The organism is Snodgrassella sp. ESL0304, from assembly GCF_013344995.1.
Classification (GTDB): Bacteria; Pseudomonadota; Gammaproteobacteria; order Burkholderiales; family Neisseriaceae; genus Snodgrassella; species Snodgrassella alvi.
The window spans coordinates 36,107-53,610 of sequence record NZ_JAAEDR010000006.1 but is presented as its reverse complement, the minus strand read 5'-3'; the positions used below and the strand labels follow the sequence as shown (position 1 = coordinate 53,610).

Sequence of the window (17,504 nt, the reverse complement as noted above, 5' to 3'; positions counted from 1 at the left end):
TTCAAACTTTGGTGCGCCCGACAGGAATCGAACCTGTAACCCCCGGCTTAGAAGGCCGGTGCTCTATCCGGTTGAGCTACGGGCGCGTACTCTCAAATCTATCCGGACAAGGATTCGGTCGATATGGTCGGGGTGGTGGGATTCGAACTCACGACCCTCTGCTCCCAAAGCAGATGCGCTAACCAGACTGCGCTACACCCCGACGAGAGAGGCGAACTATACAGCCCTGAAAAACTATCGTCAAGAGGTAAAGTAAATTTTTTTGCCATATTTTTGAAATATGGCTGATTTATATGAATGGCTATATATAAAAGCAGATGAAACCGCTTAAAAAAAATGCGACAATGCTATTTTTGTAAATATTAGCTGATAGTTACCTGCCATCGGCATAATCTTTTTCTCTGGAATTTTCTCATGACCGCTCAACTCATTGATGGTAAAAAAATTTCCCAACAAATCCTGCAAGAATTAACCATTCGTGTACAGCAGCGTCTGGATAATCAGCTACGCCGCCCCTGTCTGGCCGTGGTTCTGGTTGGTGAAGATCCGGCCAGTACAGTATATGTACGCAATAAAAAGCGTGCCTGTGAAACCATTGGCTTTGAATCCCGCAGTTACGAGCTGCCTGTACATACCACTGAAGCCGAATTACTGGCCTTGATTGACGAAATGAATGCAGATAATGGTATAGACGGAATTCTGGTGCAATTACCACTGCCTGCACATATTGACAGTCAGCAGGTACTGGAACGGATTGTGCCTCATAAAGATGTAGATGGTTTTCATCCGTATAATGTTGGCCGGCTGGCGGTAAAAATGCCATTAATGCGTCCGTGTACACCTAAAGGGGTAATGACATTACTGGATGCCTGTCAGGTACCAATCACCAGTAAAAAAGCTGTTGTAGTAGGCGCTTCAAATATTGTCGGCCGGCCGCAAGCATTAGAATTACTTCTGGCACGTGCGACTGTCACAATCTGTCATAGTGCCACCCGGAATCTGGCACAGGAAGTTGCTGCGGCTGATATTGTGGTTGTAGGCGTCGGCATTCCGAACTTTGTTAAAGGTGAATGGATTAAACCCGGGGCTGTAGTAATAGATGTGGGAATTAACCGTCTGGAAAACGGACAGTTATGTGGGGATGTAGAGTTTGATGCAGCCAGAGAACGTGCATCTATGATTACACCGGTACCGGGCGGAGTAGGCCCTATGACCATAGCTACCTTAATGGAAAACACATTGAAAGCAGCAGAAATTCACGATACAAAACAATCGTGATGCTATCGGTAAAGCTATATTGTGTATTGATTACACAATAATATCAGCCATCATACATAACAACAAACATGTTTGCTTGATAAAATAGACATACCAGTCTTCTGACCTGTACTTGATTATGATGCTGTAGAATGGCTGCCGGTTAAAATAGCTATCCTTATTTACAACCCTAATTGTGGTATTGACCTGATGTATCAATTTTTTCTGGACGCCTGTGCTGCTCTGCGCCTGCGCTTTTATCCCAAAACACATTATCGTTACAATCCATTAATCTTCGTTACCGTTTTACTTGCGCTTGGTCTGATGAATATGGCCAATATGTCACAGATTCTGGGACGGCAAACCGGCATAACCATCTTTGTCATTGTATTAACGGTAGTGCGCTGGAGTGTTCTGAGCATGGCAATGGAGATCATTCTAGGCTATTACAATAAGCAGCCAGGACACTGGTATGGTTATGTACTGGCCACTGAGGTGCTGATCCTGCCTACACTGGCCACACTATACTGGCCACAGGTATTAGCTGCTCCGGGATCTTTATGGCTACTATGGACATTGATAGTACAGATCTTTGGCTTTGTTCGCATCAGTCAGCAAAATATATTTAAAGTATTTTTGGGATATATTATCTATTTCTTAATTACCTGTCTGGCCGGAGGCATACTGCTGTTGTTATTCAGCACCATGGGCTGGGTGGATATTAACAGCATGTCAGATGCATTCCGGCAAATGCTGGAAGCACAGTCAGCTGGAACAGGTATGCGCTGATACAGATGTGGAAACAGGCTGATTCAGCTATAATACATGATGTTTTTGGTACGGTTTAAACCATTTCGCCCTGTACATCCCAAATTTGCCTGATTGGTTTTGTTGATCTAAAAAGGAATAAGCATGACGTTAAAAGTTGCCATTAATGGTTATGGCCGTATTGGCCGCCAGATATTGCGTGCAATCTATGACTATAACTTGAGCAACCAGTTGGAAATTGTTGCGGTAAATGCCAGTGGTTCACTGGAAACCAGTGCACACCTGACAAAATTTGATACGGTTCATGGCCGTTTTGCCGCAGATGTTTCATCTGATAATGATGCTTTAATTATTAATGGCGACCGCATCCGTTTTTTTTCTACCCGTAACCCGGCAGAATTACCCTGGGGTGAACTGGGTATCGATCTGGTGCTGGAATGTACCGGTGCTTTTACTACCAAAGAAAAAGCCAGCATTCATTTACAAAGTGGTGCCAAAAAAGTTCTGATTTCCGCACCCGGCGGTGCCGATGTGGATGCCACCGTGGTATACGGAGTTAATCATCAGGTGTTAACACCGGAAATGACAGTAATATCCAATGGTTCTTGCACAACCAACTGTCTGGCACCGGTGGCAAAAGCCATTAACGACGAACTGGGAATGGTAAAAGGCTTAATGACAACCATTCATTCATTTACCAATGATCAGGTACTGACTGATGTTCGCCATAAAGATTTACGCCGTGCCCGCAGTGCTGTTGAAAATCTGATTCCGACCAAAACCGGAGCAGCCAAGGCTATCGGACTGGTATTACCGGAATTACAGGGTAAGTTTGATGGTTTTGCAGTACGTGTTCCCACAATTAATGTTTCACTGGTTGATTTAACGTTTGAAGCCGCCCGTAACACCAGTGTCGAAGAAGTTAATGCCATAGTTAAAGCAGCCAGTGAAGGCAGTATGAAACATATTCTGGGCTACAATACTCTGCCATTGGTTTCCACCGATTTTAATCATACAACTCAGGCTTCCATATTTGACAGTACATTAACTAAAGTTACCAATGGTAATATGGTAAAAGTACTGGCGTGGTACGACAATGAATGGGGCTTTAGCTGCCAGATGCTGAATACTGCACGTGCTATGTTTGGCATGGAAGTTACTCCACTCGCGTAACCCGTTTTACCAGCAGAAGTACAGGCTGTCTGAATCCGCTTATACAGGCTTCAGACAGCCTGTACCTATTGTGGCAAACAGAATCAGTACCTGTTTGCCATACAAATACCAGAACAAATTAAACCGAATTAATATTAATCTAGGCAATTTCTCTCTGACAGACAGCGCTGATATTTTTTCCGCTTCATTGAGGCACAAATTATGCTTAACTATCATTTGCAACCCCATTCTCTGACTCAGCATCTGTGGCAAGTACGCCTTAGTTTTACACAACTGGATAATCAGAATTTCAGTCTGAGTTTACCCAGCTGGGTACCCGGTAGTTACATGATTCGTGATTTTGCCCGTCATATTGTCACTTTATCGGCCAGTTGCAACAATACACCGGCATCAGCTGAACAGATAAATAAAAATACCTGGGCTTGCAACGGACAGGCAGGTAAATGGGAGATCACTTATCTGGTATATGCTTTCGATACTTCTGTGCGCGGCTCTTTTTTAAATACTGAACGAGGTTTCTTTGATGGTGCCTGTCTGTTTTTACGGCATAATCAGCGTGAACAGGAGAATTGCCAGTTAATCATTACCGGTCTGCCTGAAAACTGGGATATTGCCACTACCATGCCGCAAACATCACAGCCCCATGTTTATCAGGTGAATAATTACCGCTCTTTAATTGATTATCCGGTGGAAATGGGCTATTTGCTGCGTCTGTCATTCAGTGCAGGCGGCATTGAACATGAAATTGTTATCAGCGGCCATTTCTCGTCTTTCGATCAGCAGCGTCTGGTAGATGATGTAAGCAAAATATGTGCCAGTGAAATTGCTATGTTTGCCGCACCGGCACCGTTTGAACGCTACAGCTTTTTACTTTTTGTCGGAAATGGCATTTATGGCGGACTGGAACATAAATCTTCCTCTGCCCTCATGGCCGACCGGCATGATCTGCCGCAAAAAGACGGAAAAAATACCGACGCTTATATCACATTACTGGGTTTGTTCAGCCATGAATATTTTCATGCATGGAACGTAAAATCTATTATTCCTTCTGCATTTTTAAACAGCAAACTGGATGATGAAGCTTATACACAGCTGTTGTGGGCTTTTGAAGGTATCACTTCCTATTATGATGACTGGTTTCTGGTACGCAGCGGTGTGATTACACCAGAACAGTATCTGCAATTACTGGCCAAAACCATTACCCGTGTACAACAGGGCGCCGGCCGTTTAAAGCAAAGTCTGGCAGATTCCAGCTTTACTGCATGGACAAAATATTACAAACAGAATGAAAACAGTGCCAACAGTATTGTCAGCTATTACCAGAAAGGCGCACTGGCAGCCCTGTGTCTCGATCACTATATCCGCCGGCATACCGGCCAGCAAAAAAATCTGGATGATATTATGCGTGCCCTGTATCAGGACTGGCGTCAGCGGGGTATGGGTCTGGCTGAAAATGAATGGCTGAAAATAGCCCAGCAAGCTACCGGAACAGACTTAACTCAGGTTTATCGGCAATATATTATGACCACGGCAGACTTGCCTCTGGCAGAACAACTACAGCAGGCTGGTGTACAGCTTCACTGGGCTGCCCTGCCTCGCCAGCATGGTGGTGCATATGTTGAGCATTACTCCGCTGCCGAACAGCCCGGTGCAGATCTGGGTGCCCGCGTTCAGCCAGCCTCATTCGGCGTCAGCCTGCAACAAGTATTTAATCAAGGCAGTGCCGAGAATGCCGGTATGTGTGCCGGTGACCAGCTGATTGCTATTAATGATGAAATTATTACCGATTTTAATAAGCAGTGGGCACGTATTCATGTTGGTGAAACAGTACAGATACACTTCATCCGTGATGGTTTGCTGCGACAGACTACCTTACAGGCGCAGGCAGCATTAACAGATACTGCGCTGCTAAGTATTGATGATGTATTGCTGTTACAGCAATGGTTACAACCACAATCTTAAATTCAACCGCATATTTTTACCGTTATCTTTACAATGGTTTTAGAATGACAAAAATAGCGAACATTTTTTTATGGTGCTGCTTATGTTTAATCATTAGCAGCTGTCGATCCAATGATAATTCTAACCAGTTACCCGACAACTTTTATAAAGTATCTGACGATATATACCGGTCTGAACAACCTTCTTTAAAAGAGATTGAACAGCTTAATACGATAGGGATTAAAACGATAATTAATTTGCGTTTATGGCATAGTGATCGGGATAAACTGACCAATACCGGAATTGCTGAGGTTCGGATTAATATGCGGGCAGGTAAGGTTACTGATGAAAAAATAATTCAAATCCTTAAAGCCATCAAAAATTCGCCTAAACCGATATTAATTCATTGCTGGCATGGCAGTGACCGCACCGGAGTAGTTATCGCGATGTATCGGTTAATCTTTCAAAATTGGACTAAAAAACAGGTTATTGATGAATTAATGAAGCCTGAACTGGAACATCATTACAATGTTTACCCTAACATACAAAGGTATATTGAAGATGTTGATGTTGAAAAAATTCGTCAGGCTGTATTCGAATAATTCCGTGATGAAATAAATTAAAAGTATAGCATCAAATTAACAATCTGATTTGATAAAAAAATTCAAAGTGATATTGACTTTTATACTGGGAATATTGTGTATTCATGTCTGCCGATTTAAGTATAACTCTCATTCTGCCTGGTTTAATATGGCCGCATCAGGAAGCTGCGGTACCTGACTTACAGCTACCGGCACTGAATACCCTGCGGCAATGGAGCAAACATACATTACAAACCATAAACAGAAGTCAGTTATACCGGCAATATCTGTGGGAAGGTTCATGGGTGCAACAGGCTCAGCAGCAATTAAACCTAAACCCGGAATATTGCGGCTTTATTGTCACACCAATAAACCAGACAGCCGGCATGCATCAGCTTCAGTATCTTGACGGAAATGCTCTTGGTTTGAATCCAGAAGAGGCAAAAGCTTTCTGCGAAGTATTAAGCACATGGTTACAGCCAGATGGCTGGCGGTTTTCTCCGGTCAGACCCGATTTATGGCTAGTTACCACGCCACGGGTACTTGATTTTACCCTGTCATCTTTACTTGATTTGTCAGGTTGCATAGATGGTACCGCCAAACCTTCGGGTAAAGATGCAACCCTGATTCTGCAACAGCAAACTGAGCTGCAAATGTTGCTGCATCAGCATCCACTGAATCAGCAGCGCAGCACACGCGGTCTGCCCACGATTAATGGTTTATGGTTTGAAAAAGACCTTATTGGCACAGCAAAGCACGACACACTACTTTATACCAATAGTTCGTGGGCATTGCATGCGCATGAATTACCGGCAAATTACGCAGCATTAATAGATACTCTGTCTGATTCAGGCCAGCAGGAAATTGTATTGTTTAATGATAGTTTATGCTTACCAGTAAATCAGGGTGATGTTTATACCTATGCACAAATACTGCATCAATGGGAACAAGACTGGTGGCAACCTTTGCTGTCAGGATTAAAAAACAGACATATCAGCCAGCTGAATATCCGCTGTGAAGCCGGATTGCTTCAGATTCGCAAGCCCAGATTTCGTTTGTTCCGGCCTAAAACCCAACCTTTTACCGGATTAAATTTATGAAGCCGGCACATATTATTACCCGTTCAGTAGATACTGATGCTCTGCAAACTCTGCTTGCTCAGGGTGTTGATCCTCTGCTAGCCAAACTGTATGCAACACGGGCAGTTAAAAACAAAAGTGAAACTGAATACAATTTGTCTGCGCTGTTACCGTTTCAGAATTTGAAAAATATTCAGGCCGCCAGTGAGCGACTGGCTCAGGCAATTGAACGGCAGGAAAAAATTCTGATTGTTGCCGATTATGATGCAGACGGAGCCACAGCATGTGCCTTAGGGATACGCGGATTACAGGCAATGGGAGCGCAAACCGATTTTTTCGTCCCCAACCGCTTTGAACATGGTTATGGCTTAACTGAACAGATTGCTGAGCTTGCAGCTCAGGCAGGTACGAACCTGCTGCTTACCGTGGATAATGGTATCGCCAGTGTAGCCGGCGTACAACGCGCACAACAGCTAGGAATGGACGTCCTGATTACTGACCACCATCTGCCGGGTGAACAACTGCCTGAATGTATTATTGTTAATCCTAATCAGCCAGGTGATCAATTTCCCAGTAAAGCATTGGCTGGTGTGGGTGTGATGTTCTACGTACTAATGGCTTTGCGTTACCATCTGCGCCAGCAAAACTGGTTTAGTAAACATCCGGAACCCAATCTTGCTCAATGGCTTGATTTGGTGGCACTGGGCACCATCGCCGATGTGGTACCTCTCGATCAGAATAATCGCCTGCTGGTAGCTCAAGGGCTCAGACGAATTAAAGCTGATAAAATGCAAGCAGGAATTCGTGCCTTGTTTGCAGTGGCCAAACGCAATCCGCAACAGGCACATGCATTTGATCTGGGTTTTGCTATCGGACCCCGTCTGAATGCTGCCGGCAGACTGGATGATATGAGTCTGGGTATAGCCTGTCTGTTGAGCGATGATATGGAAAGTGCAACCGATCTGGCCGAACAACTGAATGATCTGAACCATGAACGTCGTCAGATTCAGCGCAGCATGCAGGATGAAGCTAATCTGCAACTGGCCGGCTTCAATACAGAAAACAGCTATAGCATCGTTGCTTATCATGATAACTGGCATCAGGGAGTAACCGGAATTTTAGCAGGCCGGTTACGCGAAACCTTTCATCGACCCAGTATTGTTTTTGCTCAGGCAGAAAATGGTACATTACGCGGCTCCGGCCGGTCTATTACCGGTTTACATCTGCGTGATGCACTGGATATGGTCAGTAAACGCCGGTCGGATATTATCCAGAAGTTTGGCGGACATGCTATGGCTGCAGGCTTAAGTATTTCCGAAATACATCTGGCAGCTTTCCAAAATGAATTTGAGGCAGTCTGCCGGCAACTCATCCGGCCGGCAGATTTAAACTATACGTACCAGACTGATGGTTCATTAGACAATCAATATCTGAACTTAGCCACAGCACAGCAATTGGCGGCTCTGGTATGGGGCCAGAATTTTCCTGAACCCCGTTTTTGCGATGAATTTAAAGTAATCAGACAACAAATAGTGGGTACCGGCCATATTAAAGCAGTGTTACACAAGAACAACTGTGAATATGAAGTTATGTTTTTCCGCTGTACAGCCACCTTACCGGAACATATTCGCGTGGTTTACCGGCTAATTGCCAACCAGTGGCACCAGCAAATGGAATTACAGTTATATGCAGATTACTGGGAAATTTGTAATTAAACCGATATATAGGCTGTTTAAATACACAAATTCACTTATAATTAGCACAATTAAACATTAACATGAATTTACTCTGGTCTTTTATCTGATACAGGTTAGAAAAAAGTGTGCTGTATGCAGTAATATTTCAGTCAAACCTGAACAGGTACAGTATTTACCAGAATGTAAACTCAGAAGTTATGGAGACGGGAATTAATTTGTATGAGTCTTGGACTGATCAGGGTTTTATATAAGCACCAGATTATTGACGCAGAAAAAGCAGAAAAACTGCGTCAGGAACTGGAACAGAAACGTCCGGTTATACCGGCATTACTACAATCTGGAGCCATCAATGCTGATAAACTGGCCAGCTTTCTGTCCGGTGTATTTGGTATTCCTTACCTGAATCTGGAGCCATATAACCAAAGTCTGGTACCGCTGGATTTAATTAATCTGAAAATAATGCAGCAATACATTTGCGTGCCGCTATTCAAGCGCGGTAATCGACTGTTTTTGGCTGTATCTGATCCTACATCAATTCAGCATTACCAGAAAATTGCCACAGATGCCGGCTGCGTACTGAATCTGGTTATAGTCCGCGATAGTCAGTTACGCCAATTACTGGAAAATCTTGGTCAGGAATCCACCAACCTTCTGGAAGATATGGATTCAATTGGTGACTCCAGTGCTGTAGAAAATAACGCCATGTCTGCAGATGACGAAGATGGCGAAAATGGACCAATTGCAAAATTTGTTTTTAAAATACTTGGAGATGCATTAAACAGCGGCGCATCAGATATCCATTTTGAATTTTATGAAGAAATGGCACGAGTACGCTTTCGCGTTGACGGACAGTTGCGTGAAGTGGTACGTATGCCACTGAATATTCGCAGCCAGATCGCTTCACGTATTAAAGTGATGGCCAAACTGGACATTTCTGAAAAACGTATTCCTCAGGACGGACGTATTCAGATTCAGTTCCGTAAAGGTGCCAAGCCAATTGATTTCCGTGTCAGCACACTGCCCACTCTGTTCGGGGAAAAAATCGTAATGCGTATCCTGAATTCGGATGCGGCTACTCTGAATATTGAACAACTTGGTTTTGAGCCATTTCAGAAAGAATTACTGCTTGAGGCCATCCACCGGCCATACGGTATGGTGCTGGTTACCGGCCCTACTGGTTCCGGTAAAACCGTATCACTGTATACCTGCCTTAATATTCTTAATACCGACAGTGTTAACATTTCCACTGCTGAAGACCCTGCGGAAATTAACCTGCCTGGTATTAATCAGGTAAATGTTAATGATAAACAAGGACTGACATTTGCTGCTGCGTTAAAATCATTTCTGCGCCAGGATCCGGATATCATTATGGTGGGGGAAATCCGAGATTTGGAAACCGCAGATATTGCCATTAAAGCTGCACAAACCGGCCATATGGTATTTTCAACTCTGCATACCAATAATGCCCCTGCTACATTATCCCGTATGCTGAATATGGGCGTTGCTCCGTTTAATATTGCCAGCTCAGTAAATCTGATTATGGCACAGCGTCTGGTGCGGCGTTTATGTACCTGCAAGGCACCGGCAGAGCGTCCGCCTGAATTTGCACTGAAAAAAGCAGGTTTTTCAGATGAAGATCTCGCCAAAGAATGGACATTCTACCGGCCGGTCGGCTGTGAAAGGTGTAAGGGCAAAGGCTATAAAGGACGTGCCGGCGTATATGAAGTTATGCCGGTCAGTGATGAAATGCAACGTATTATCATGAATAATGGTAATGAAGTAGATATCAGCACTCAGGCGCTCAAGGAAGGTCTGGTCGATTTACGCCATGCCGGTTTACTGAAAGTGATGGAAGGCATTACGTCTCTGGACGAGATTCTTGCAAGCACTAATGATTAAAACTGATTGTTCGCCTATACAATTAAGTCAATACTGTGAGAGAACACTATGAATAAACCCGTAGCAGTATCCAAAACCAAATCTTCCGGTACCAGTTTCAGTTTTGAAGGCAAAAACCTTAAAACTGAACAGATTGTACGCGGAGAAGTTGTCGCAAAAGACGAGGCTGATGCACGCGCCAAGCTAACCCGGCGTCAAATTCGTGTAATACAGATTGCCAAGGTCAAAAAACAGCGCCAAAAGAAAATCAGTCAGGCAGATATTACCGTCTTTACCCGACAATTATCCACCATGATGAAATCTGGTCTGCCTATGATGCAGGCTTTCGATATTGCAGCCAAAGGGCATTCTAACCCGGCAATGACCCAGCTACTGTTGCAAATCCGCTCTGATGTTGAGCAAGGTACATCTCTGGCAGAGTCTTTTTCTAAACATCCGAAATATTTCGATCATTTTTACTGTAATCTGGTGCATGCGGGTGAAGCCGGTGGTGTACTAGAGGCTATTCTTGACAAGCTGTCGGTATATAAAGAAAAAACTCAGGGTATCAAGAAAAAAGTTAAAAGTGCCTTGACCTACCCAGCTGTGGTAGTAGTCGTAGCAATCGCACTGGTAATCGTCATGATGATGTTCGTATTACCTTCATTTGGTAAAGTTTACGAGAGTATGGGCGTACCATTACCTGGTTTGACTCAGTTCATGATGAATATTTCCAATTTCTTTGTACATTACGGCATATTTGTCATCATTGCACTGATAGGTGGTGTAATTGGCTTATTTAAGTGGTATCAGAACTCAGATGATCTGAAAAAACGTTTTGATTATATGCTGTTAAAAATGCCTATTTTTGGCCAAATCGTTCGTAAAGCCACCATTGCACGCTGGTCTCGTACAACAGCAACTCTATTTGCAGCAGGCGTACCATTGGTAGAAGTTCTTGATTCAGTTGCCGGAGCTTCCGGTAATATTCGCTATGAAGAAGCTACTCAGGAAATCCGTGCCAAAGTTAATCAGGGTATTTCTCTTACCTCAGCCATGCAGGCAACAGAGTTGTTTCCGAACATGGTGATGCAAATGGCTTCAATCGGTGAAGAATCAGGTTCTTTGGATGACATGCTCAATAAAGCCGCAGAATTCTATGAAGAAGATGTAGATACTGCCGTTGCACAACTGTCTTCATTGATGGAACCGATTATTATGGTTGTACTTGGTGGTATTGTCGGGATAATTCTGGTTGCCATGTATTTACCGCTATTTAATATCGGTAATGCTGTAGGTTAATACCTGATGTTAACTGATACTCTGTTTTTTAGCGTCATTGCATTAATATCGGGATGTGCTGTTGGCAGTTTTCTGAATGTAGTGATCTATCGTTTACCCATTATGATGGAACGAAGCTGGCAGGCAGAAGCACGAATGGCATTGCAACTGCCTGCAGAACACACCAGTCACTTTAATCTCTGTGTTCCGCATTCAGCCTGCCCGCACTGTCAGCATAAAATCCGCTGGTGGCAGAATATACCTCTTGTCAGTTATATACTGCTACGCGGACGCTGTGCTTCATGTTCAGCATCCATCAGCCCGCGCTATTTTTGCGTGGAATTATTAACCGGTATTGCATTTGCTGCAGTAGTCTGGCGTTATGATGTCACACCTGTTGCTGCGGGCGGTCTGATACTGACTGCCGCACTGATTGCACTGACCTTTATAGATGCCGAAACCCAGCTGTTACCTGACCAAATCACCTTACCTCTACTCTGGCTGGGTTTACTGTTTAACTGGTATTGTGAATTTGTTCCCTTAGCTTCTGCTGTCTGGGGTGCTGCATTAGGCTATCTGAGCTTGTGGTCACTTTTCTGGTTATTCAAACTACTAACCGGTAAAGATGGTATGGGTTATGGTGATTTTAAACTACTGGCTGCCCTTGGTGCGTGGATGGGTGCTTCTGCATTGCCTTTAATTGTATTTATGGCAGCAATTGTCGGTATTATTGCTTCACTTATTCTCAGAGTTGCCCGCAGCCAGCCTATGGCTTTTGGTCCGGCACTGGCCATTGCAGGCTGGATTGTGTGGATGACAAACAGTCAGATTAATCAGTTGATTCACTGGTGGCTGCGTCTTTCCGGGTTTAGTACATGACGTTCTGGATAGGTCTGTCCGGTGGCATAGGTAGTGGAAAATCTGCCGTAGCAAGCTGTTTTACTGCTCTGGGCATACCAGTACTGAATGCAGATGAAATCGCACACCAGCTTACTGCTCCTGGTGGTCTGGCTTTACCTGAAATCCGCAGACAGTGCGGGAATAATCTGTTTCTTACTGACGGCAGTCTGGATCGGCCAAAGCTGCGTAATTGGGTGTTTGCCGATTCACAGAATCGTATTCTGCTGGAAAATATTCTCCATCCGTTAATTCTGCAAAGTCTTCAGCAAGCAAAACAGCAAATCGTTTTGAATCAGCATTATGGAATTATTGAAATTCCTTTACTGGCAGAAAAACCGGAATTTCAACAACTGGTACAACGTATACTCATTATCGAAGCACCGGTTAACATATGTATTCAAAGAGTTCGGCAGCGCAGTAATCTGGACGAATCAACAATCCGTGCTATCATGGCGCAGCAGGCTGACAGCAATAGCCGGAAAGCCATTGCCGATGACATCGTTATCAACGATGGCAACTGGCAGGAACTTAACTGGAAAGTTATCCAGCTGCATCATTTCTATCAAGCTCTAACACCAGCCAAGTTATGACAGATATTATCCATTTCGAACATCCTTTGTCTGAGCGCGTCCGTAATTTCCTGCGCATAGCACATCTGTTCAAACACTTCCATGAAGTAGTGATACGCAGTGAAATCTGGGCACATCATTGTGCATTATTCTCACTATTCGAAATCATGGAAGCAGCAGCACGTGCCGAATTGAAACTGGATATTCTGCAAGAACTGGAACGACAAAAAAGTCTGGCCAGACAACGTGGTGAAGAAGGTAAAAATGTCCTGGTAGATATACAAACTGCAATTACAAATCTGCAAAGCGTTCAGCAAAAATTCGGACAGCATTTGCGCGAAAATGAATGGCTGATGGCAATCAAGCAGCGCATGTTCGTACCCGGCGGCACCAGCCCGTATGATTTGCCTTCCTATTATTACTGGCAGCAAAAAAAGCCGGCAGAACGTGAATTACAGTTACGCCAGTGGATCCAGAGTCTGTTACCTACTTATGAAGCCATCAAACTGCTACTGGAAATTCTGCGTCAAAACAGTCTGTCTGTAGACTGTCTGGCAACAAGCGGAAGTTATCAGCATAACAGTCTTGGACAGAACATTCACCTACTGGGTATTAATGTTTCCCAGAATGCCACTGCACTGCCAGAAGTATCTGCTAATAAATATTTTACCCATATTCGCTTTTTACAGGCATCACAACAACAGGCACGTGGCCAGGTTTTAACCACTGATATACCATTTACTCTGGTCATGTGCAGCTTTGATCCGGTAATCAAATAATGACTGAAAAAATCACCACTGTTATTTGCCCGATATGCGGGAAAAATGTTGACTGGACTCCGTCCAGCCGCTTTCGTCCGTTCTGTTCAGAGCGTTGCAAAATGATTGATCTGGGAGCATGGGCTAGTGAAAATTATAATCTGCCAGCCGATGAAGATCAGCCGCTAAGTGAAGAAATAACATCATTAAAGCATTGATAAACAGCGGCAAATATTACTTATAACCTCACAAATATTCAATTTTATGACTTCCCCTGCTCTTTGTATTAAACAAGCAGTAAAAACCTATGCTAATGGTTTTACTGCTTTAAAAGGTGTCAGCTTTAGCGTCCAGCCCGGTGAGTTTTTTGGTTTACTCGGCCCTAACGGTGCCGGCAAAACTACTCTCATTTCCGCAATGGCCGGACTAAGCCGCCTGACTTCCGGACAAATCAGCATTTGTGGTCATGATGTACAACTGGAAGCAAACACTACCCGTAAACTTCTGGGTGTCGTTCCGCAGGAACTGGTTTTCGATCCTTTTTTTAATGTACGTGAAGCACTGAAGTTTCAGTCCGGCTATTTTGGTCTGCGTAATAACGATGACTGGATAGATGAAATTATCGCCGGTCTCGGACTGACAGATAAAGCCGATACAAACACACGTAATCTGTCTGGCGGGATGAAACGCCGTGTTATGGTTGCTCTGGCTTTAGTACACCGGCCGCCTGTTATCGTACTGGACGAACCCACAGCCGGAGTAGACGTAGAATTACGTCAGAATCTGTGGCAGTTTATTACCCGGCTGAATACAGACGGCCATACCATTATTCTAACCACACATTATCTGGAAGAAGCACAATCATTATGCAATCGCATCGCCATGCTGAAACATGGCGAAATTGTTGCACTGGACAGCACACGCAACTTACTGGATACCGAAACAGAATTACGGCTGGCATTAACTACAGATCAAACATTACCGGATAATTTACGTCATTATCTGATTAAAGAAGATGATAATAACCATTATCTGCTCAAACTCGCTGACTACAACCAGCTAACAGCCTTATTACAAATTCTGCAGACTCAGAGAATTAACGTTATCAATCTGAATATTCTGGAAAACGATCTGGAAAACGTCTTTCTGCGCCTGACCAGTGACCATGCGAAAGGCACAAAATGAATACAATTGGTTGCTACACCCTTTTTAAAAAAGAAGTATTGCGATTCTGGAAAGTAGGTTTTCAAACTTTATCTGCTCCTATCCTCACCGCCTTGCTGTATCAGCTGATATTTGCTCATGTAATGCAGGGGCGTCCTGATATATTACCGGGAGTCAGTTACAATGTATTTCTGATACCGGGCCTGGCTATGATGTCCATGCTGCAAAATGCTTTTGCCAACTCATCTTCCAGCCTGATTCAGTCACGGATTACCGGTAATCTGATATTTATTCTGTTGCCGCCATTGGGTACCATTGCTTTTTTTTGCGCTTATGTCGGCGCTTCCATCCTGCGCGGACTGATGGTAGGTATTGGAGTCATAGCAGTAACGGCTTTTTTCGGATTATCCATGCCACATCATATCGGCTGGATAATAACATTTGCTTTGCTCGGATGTGCCATTATGGGTATGTTTGGCTTACTTGCCGGCATTGTTGCAGAAAAATTTGATCAACTGGCCGCTTTTCAGAACTTTCTTATCATGCCTTTAACATTTCTGTCTGGTGTATTCTATTCCATCAACAGTCTGCCTGAATTCTGGCGCTCACTCAGCCATTTCAATCCGGTTTTTTATATGATTGACGGCTTCCGTTTTGGTTTTTTCGGTCAGAGTGATGCCTCTCCCTGGCTTGCACTAACGGTAGTCGGCAGCTTTGCTATCGTTTTGTGTATTCTTGTCTGCGGCATCCTGAAATCAGGCTGGAAATTACGCAATTAGACATAGCAAAACGCTATAATAGCGGCCTTACTAATAACTATTCCGGAGCCCGTTATGTTAACACCAGAAGAAGTTAAAACCATGATTGCAAACCTTCTGCCCTGTGAATATCTTGAGGTTGAAGGCGATGGTCATCATTTCTTTGCCCGGATTGTATCCAGTGCCTTTAACGGAAAAAACCGGCTGGCACGCCATCGTATGATTAAAGACGGGCTAGCGCAGCAGATTGCCAGTAATGAATTACATGCACTATCCATTACCACTGCCGCCACTCCTGACGAATGGGCTGTCAAACAGCATTAATCCGGCAAACAGACACTATTGCCATAATTGAGAATCCATATGGAAAAATTAAAAATCCGTGCTAACGGCGCATTACACGGTGAAATTGTTATTTCCGGCGCTAAAAATGCCGCTTTACCTTTGTTATGTGCCTCCTTACTGACTCGTGATACCCTGCATCTGACCAATGTGCCCATGCTTCGTGATGTTAAAACCACCCAAAAACTGTTACAGGGCATGGGAGCACGTGTACTTACAGATAATATTCAGGAATTTGAAATAAACTGTAACAGTATCAATAATACCTGTGCACCATACGACCTGGTTAAAACCATGCGTGCATCTATTCTGGTACTGGGTCCCACACTGGCACACTTTGGTGAGGCTCAGGTCAGCCTGCCCGGAGGCTGTGCCATCGGATCGAGACCAGTAGACCAGCATCTCAAAGGGCTTGAAGCCATGGGAGCAGAAATCAGTATTGAGCATGGTTATGTCAAAGCCCGGGCAAAACGTCTGCAAGGTGCACATATTGTTATGGATATGGTTACTGTAACCGGCACAGAAAATCTGTTAATGGCAGCAACACTGGCAAACGGAACGACTATTCTGGAAAATGCTGCCATGGAACCGGAAGTTACCGATCTTGCCGATTGTCTGGTTAAAATGGGTGCCAATATTCAGGGAATAGGTACACCTACTCTTACCATTACCGGTGTAGAAAAGTTACACGGATGCAGTCACCGTGTCGTTCCCGACCGCATAGAAGCCGGAACTTTTTTGTGTGCAGTGGCTATGACCGGTGGCAAAGTCGTTCTTAAACATGCCGCACCTAAAACCATGCAGGCCATTCTGGAAAAACTGAGTGAAGCCGGCGCAATTATTGAAGCCGGTGACGACTGGATCAGCATCGACATGCAACAGCGTCCTAAAGCTATCGATATCCGCACCCTGCCCTATCCGGCATTTCCTACCGATATGCAGGCACAGTTTATGGTAATGAATAGTATTGCCAGCGGTAACAGTAAAGTAGTGGAAACCATTTTTGAAAACCGTTTTATGCATGTACCCGAACTTAATCGCATGGGTGCCCGGATATCAGCTGAAGGTAATACTGCAATTGTGGAAGGTGTGGAACAATTATCTGGTACAACTGTTATGGCTACCGATTTACGCGCTTCTGCCAGTCTGGTACTTGCCGGTCTGGTAGCCAGTGGTGAAACTACTGTTGAACGTATTTATCATCTTGATCGCGGCTATGAAAATATAGAACAGAAGCTAGGCGGAGTAGGCGCAATTATTGAACGCATTAATGACCACTAATTGATATATATCAAACAGAGCTATTTAGAAATTTCTAAATAGCTCTGTTTATTTATATTTATACTTTAGAAACATTG

Annotated in this window: 17 protein-coding genes and 2 tRNA genes; 17 read left to right on the top strand and 2 right to left on the bottom strand. The window is 44.0% G+C overall.

From position 1 onward, the window contains the following. Nucleotides 1–9 precede the first annotated feature (9 nt). Nucleotides 10–86 (bottom strand) — tRNA-Arg (locus GYX91_RS00945). Between the two features lie 38 nt (nucleotides 87–124). After that, nucleotides 125–202: transfer RNA gene (locus tag GYX91_RS00940), tRNA-Pro, on the bottom strand. A gap of 212 nt (nucleotides 203–414) precedes the next feature. Between GYX91_RS00940 and folD the strand changes: the two genes are divergently transcribed. From folD to murA, 17 genes are all read left to right on the top strand, one after another. Next, nucleotides 415–1,278, top strand: a complete 864-nt coding sequence (folD, locus tag GYX91_RS00935; RefSeq protein ID WP_174829713.1) for a bifunctional methylenetetrahydrofolate dehydrogenase/methenyltetrahydrofolate cyclohydrolase FolD — start codon at nucleotides 415–417, stop codon at nucleotides 1,276–1,278. Between the two features lie 189 nt (nucleotides 1,279–1,467). Then, complete coding sequence (locus GYX91_RS00930) at nucleotides 1,468–2,046, top strand: hypothetical protein (protein ID WP_174829712.1); 579 nt, start codon at nucleotides 1,468–1,470, stop codon at nucleotides 2,044–2,046. 123 nt (nucleotides 2,047–2,169) lie between these two features. Then, nucleotides 2,170–3,198, top strand: a complete 1,029-nt coding sequence (gap, locus tag GYX91_RS00925) for a type I glyceraldehyde-3-phosphate dehydrogenase (RefSeq protein WP_174829711.1) — start codon at nucleotides 2,170–2,172, stop codon at nucleotides 3,196–3,198. A 201-nt stretch (nucleotides 3,199–3,399) separates the two neighbouring features. After that, nucleotides 3,400–5,160 (top strand): M61 family metallopeptidase, encoded by a 1,761-nt coding sequence (locus GYX91_RS00920; protein WP_174829710.1) that lies wholly within the window; start codon nucleotides 3,400–3,402, stop codon nucleotides 5,158–5,160. Further along, nucleotides 5,139–5,741, top strand: a complete 603-nt coding sequence (locus GYX91_RS00915; RefSeq protein ID WP_084585188.1) for a tyrosine-protein phosphatase — start codon at nucleotides 5,139–5,141, stop codon at nucleotides 5,739–5,741. The genes GYX91_RS00920 and GYX91_RS00915 overlap by 22 nt, the downstream gene beginning before the upstream one ends. Nucleotides 5,742–5,845: 104 nt before the next feature. Then, a complete protein-coding gene (locus tag GYX91_RS00910) occupies nucleotides 5,846–6,820 on the top strand; it encodes a hypothetical protein (protein WP_174829709.1) in 975 nt (324 codons plus the stop codon). Then, complete coding sequence (gene recJ, locus GYX91_RS00905; RefSeq protein WP_174829708.1) at nucleotides 6,817–8,514, top strand: single-stranded-DNA-specific exonuclease RecJ; 1,698 nt, start codon at nucleotides 6,817–6,819, stop codon at nucleotides 8,512–8,514. Before GYX91_RS00910 ends, recJ begins: the two co-directional genes overlap by 4 nt. 201 nt (nucleotides 8,515–8,715) lie before the next feature. Beyond that, nucleotides 8,716–10,395 carry a type IV-A pilus assembly ATPase PilB gene (gene pilB / locus GYX91_RS00900; RefSeq protein WP_084547380.1) on the top strand — a complete coding sequence of 560 codons (1,680 nt, stop codon included), beginning with the start codon at nucleotides 8,716–8,718 and terminating at the stop codon, nucleotides 10,393–10,395. Nucleotides 10,396–10,443: 48 nt separating this feature from the next. Beyond that, nucleotides 10,444–11,676, top strand: coding sequence for a type II secretion system F family protein (locus GYX91_RS00895; RefSeq protein WP_025329863.1), 1,233 nt, complete (start codon nucleotides 10,444–10,446; stop codon nucleotides 11,674–11,676). 6 nt (nucleotides 11,677–11,682) lie between these two features. Beyond that, nucleotides 11,683–12,534: an A24 family peptidase gene (locus GYX91_RS00890; protein WP_174829707.1), complete on the top strand. Its 852-nt coding sequence runs from the start codon at nucleotides 11,683–11,685 to the stop codon at nucleotides 12,532–12,534. Then, nucleotides 12,531–13,145, top strand: a complete 615-nt coding sequence (gene coaE / locus GYX91_RS00885; protein WP_174829706.1) for a dephospho-CoA kinase — start codon at nucleotides 12,531–12,533, stop codon at nucleotides 13,143–13,145. The genes GYX91_RS00890 and coaE overlap by 4 nt, the downstream gene beginning before the upstream one ends. A 5-nt stretch (nucleotides 13,146–13,150) precedes the next feature. Further along, the gene (gene zapD, locus GYX91_RS00880; protein ID WP_025329860.1) at nucleotides 13,151–13,903 is read left to right on the top strand and encodes a cell division protein ZapD; all 753 of its coding nucleotides are present in this window, start codon (nucleotides 13,151–13,153) and stop codon (nucleotides 13,901–13,903) included. Further along, nucleotides 13,903–14,100 carry a DNA gyrase inhibitor YacG gene (gene yacG / locus GYX91_RS00875; protein WP_174829705.1) on the top strand — a complete coding sequence of 66 codons (198 nt, stop codon included), beginning with the start codon at nucleotides 13,903–13,905 and terminating at the stop codon, nucleotides 14,098–14,100. The genes zapD and yacG overlap by 1 nt, the downstream gene beginning before the upstream one ends. Before the next feature lie 46 nt (nucleotides 14,101–14,146). Further along, entirely contained in the window at nucleotides 14,147–15,067 is a 921-nt protein-coding gene (locus GYX91_RS00870) for an ABC transporter ATP-binding protein (RefSeq protein WP_025329858.1), read from the top strand. After that, nucleotides 15,064–15,825 (top strand): ABC transporter permease, encoded by a 762-nt coding sequence (locus GYX91_RS00865; RefSeq protein WP_174829704.1) that lies wholly within the window; start codon nucleotides 15,064–15,066, stop codon nucleotides 15,823–15,825. Before GYX91_RS00870 ends, GYX91_RS00865 begins: the two co-directional genes overlap by 4 nt. A 54-nt stretch (nucleotides 15,826–15,879) precedes the next feature. Next, complete coding sequence (locus GYX91_RS00860) at nucleotides 15,880–16,128, top strand: BolA family protein (protein ID WP_025329856.1); 249 nt, start codon at nucleotides 15,880–15,882, stop codon at nucleotides 16,126–16,128. Between the two features lie 39 nt (nucleotides 16,129–16,167). Further along, nucleotides 16,168–17,427 carry a UDP-N-acetylglucosamine 1-carboxyvinyltransferase gene (murA, locus tag GYX91_RS00855; protein WP_084547387.1) on the top strand — a complete coding sequence of 420 codons (1,260 nt, stop codon included), beginning with the start codon at nucleotides 16,168–16,170 and terminating at the stop codon, nucleotides 17,425–17,427. Nucleotides 17,428–17,504 lie beyond the last annotated feature (77 nt).

Coding starts and splice junctions, on each gene's coding strand:
- folD (WP_174829713.1), top strand. CDS start 415: ATGACCGCTCAACTCATTGATGGTAAAAAAATTTCCCAACAAATCCTG.
- GYX91_RS00930 (WP_174829712.1), top strand. CDS start 1,468: ATGTATCAATTTTTTCTGGACGCCTGTGCTGCTCTGCGCCTGCGCTTT.
- gap (WP_174829711.1), top strand. CDS start 2,170: ATGACGTTAAAAGTTGCCATTAATGGTTATGGCCGTATTGGCCGCCAG.
- GYX91_RS00920 (WP_174829710.1), top strand. CDS start 3,400: ATGCTTAACTATCATTTGCAACCCCATTCTCTGACTCAGCATCTGTGG.
- GYX91_RS00915 (WP_084585188.1), top strand. CDS start 5,139: ATGGTTACAACCACAATCTTAAATTCAACCGCATATTTTTACCGTTAT.
- GYX91_RS00910 (WP_174829709.1), top strand. CDS start 5,846: ATGTCTGCCGATTTAAGTATAACTCTCATTCTGCCTGGTTTAATATGG.
- recJ (WP_174829708.1), top strand. CDS start 6,817: ATGAAGCCGGCACATATTATTACCCGTTCAGTAGATACTGATGCTCTG.
- pilB (WP_084547380.1), top strand. CDS start 8,716: ATGAGTCTTGGACTGATCAGGGTTTTATATAAGCACCAGATTATTGAC.
- GYX91_RS00895 (WP_025329863.1), top strand. CDS start 10,444: ATGAATAAACCCGTAGCAGTATCCAAAACCAAATCTTCCGGTACCAGT.
- GYX91_RS00890 (WP_174829707.1), top strand. CDS start 11,683: ATGTTAACTGATACTCTGTTTTTTAGCGTCATTGCATTAATATCGGGA.
- coaE (WP_174829706.1), top strand. CDS start 12,531: ATGACGTTCTGGATAGGTCTGTCCGGTGGCATAGGTAGTGGAAAATCT.
- yacG (WP_174829705.1), top strand. CDS start 13,903: ATGACTGAAAAAATCACCACTGTTATTTGCCCGATATGCGGGAAAAAT.
- GYX91_RS00870 (WP_025329858.1), top strand. CDS start 14,147: ATGACTTCCCCTGCTCTTTGTATTAAACAAGCAGTAAAAACCTATGCT.
- GYX91_RS00865 (WP_174829704.1), top strand. CDS start 15,064: ATGAATACAATTGGTTGCTACACCCTTTTTAAAAAAGAAGTATTGCGA.
- GYX91_RS00860 (WP_025329856.1), top strand. CDS start 15,880: ATGTTAACACCAGAAGAAGTTAAAACCATGATTGCAAACCTTCTGCCC.
- murA (WP_084547387.1), top strand. CDS start 16,168: ATGGAAAAATTAAAAATCCGTGCTAACGGCGCATTACACGGTGAAATT.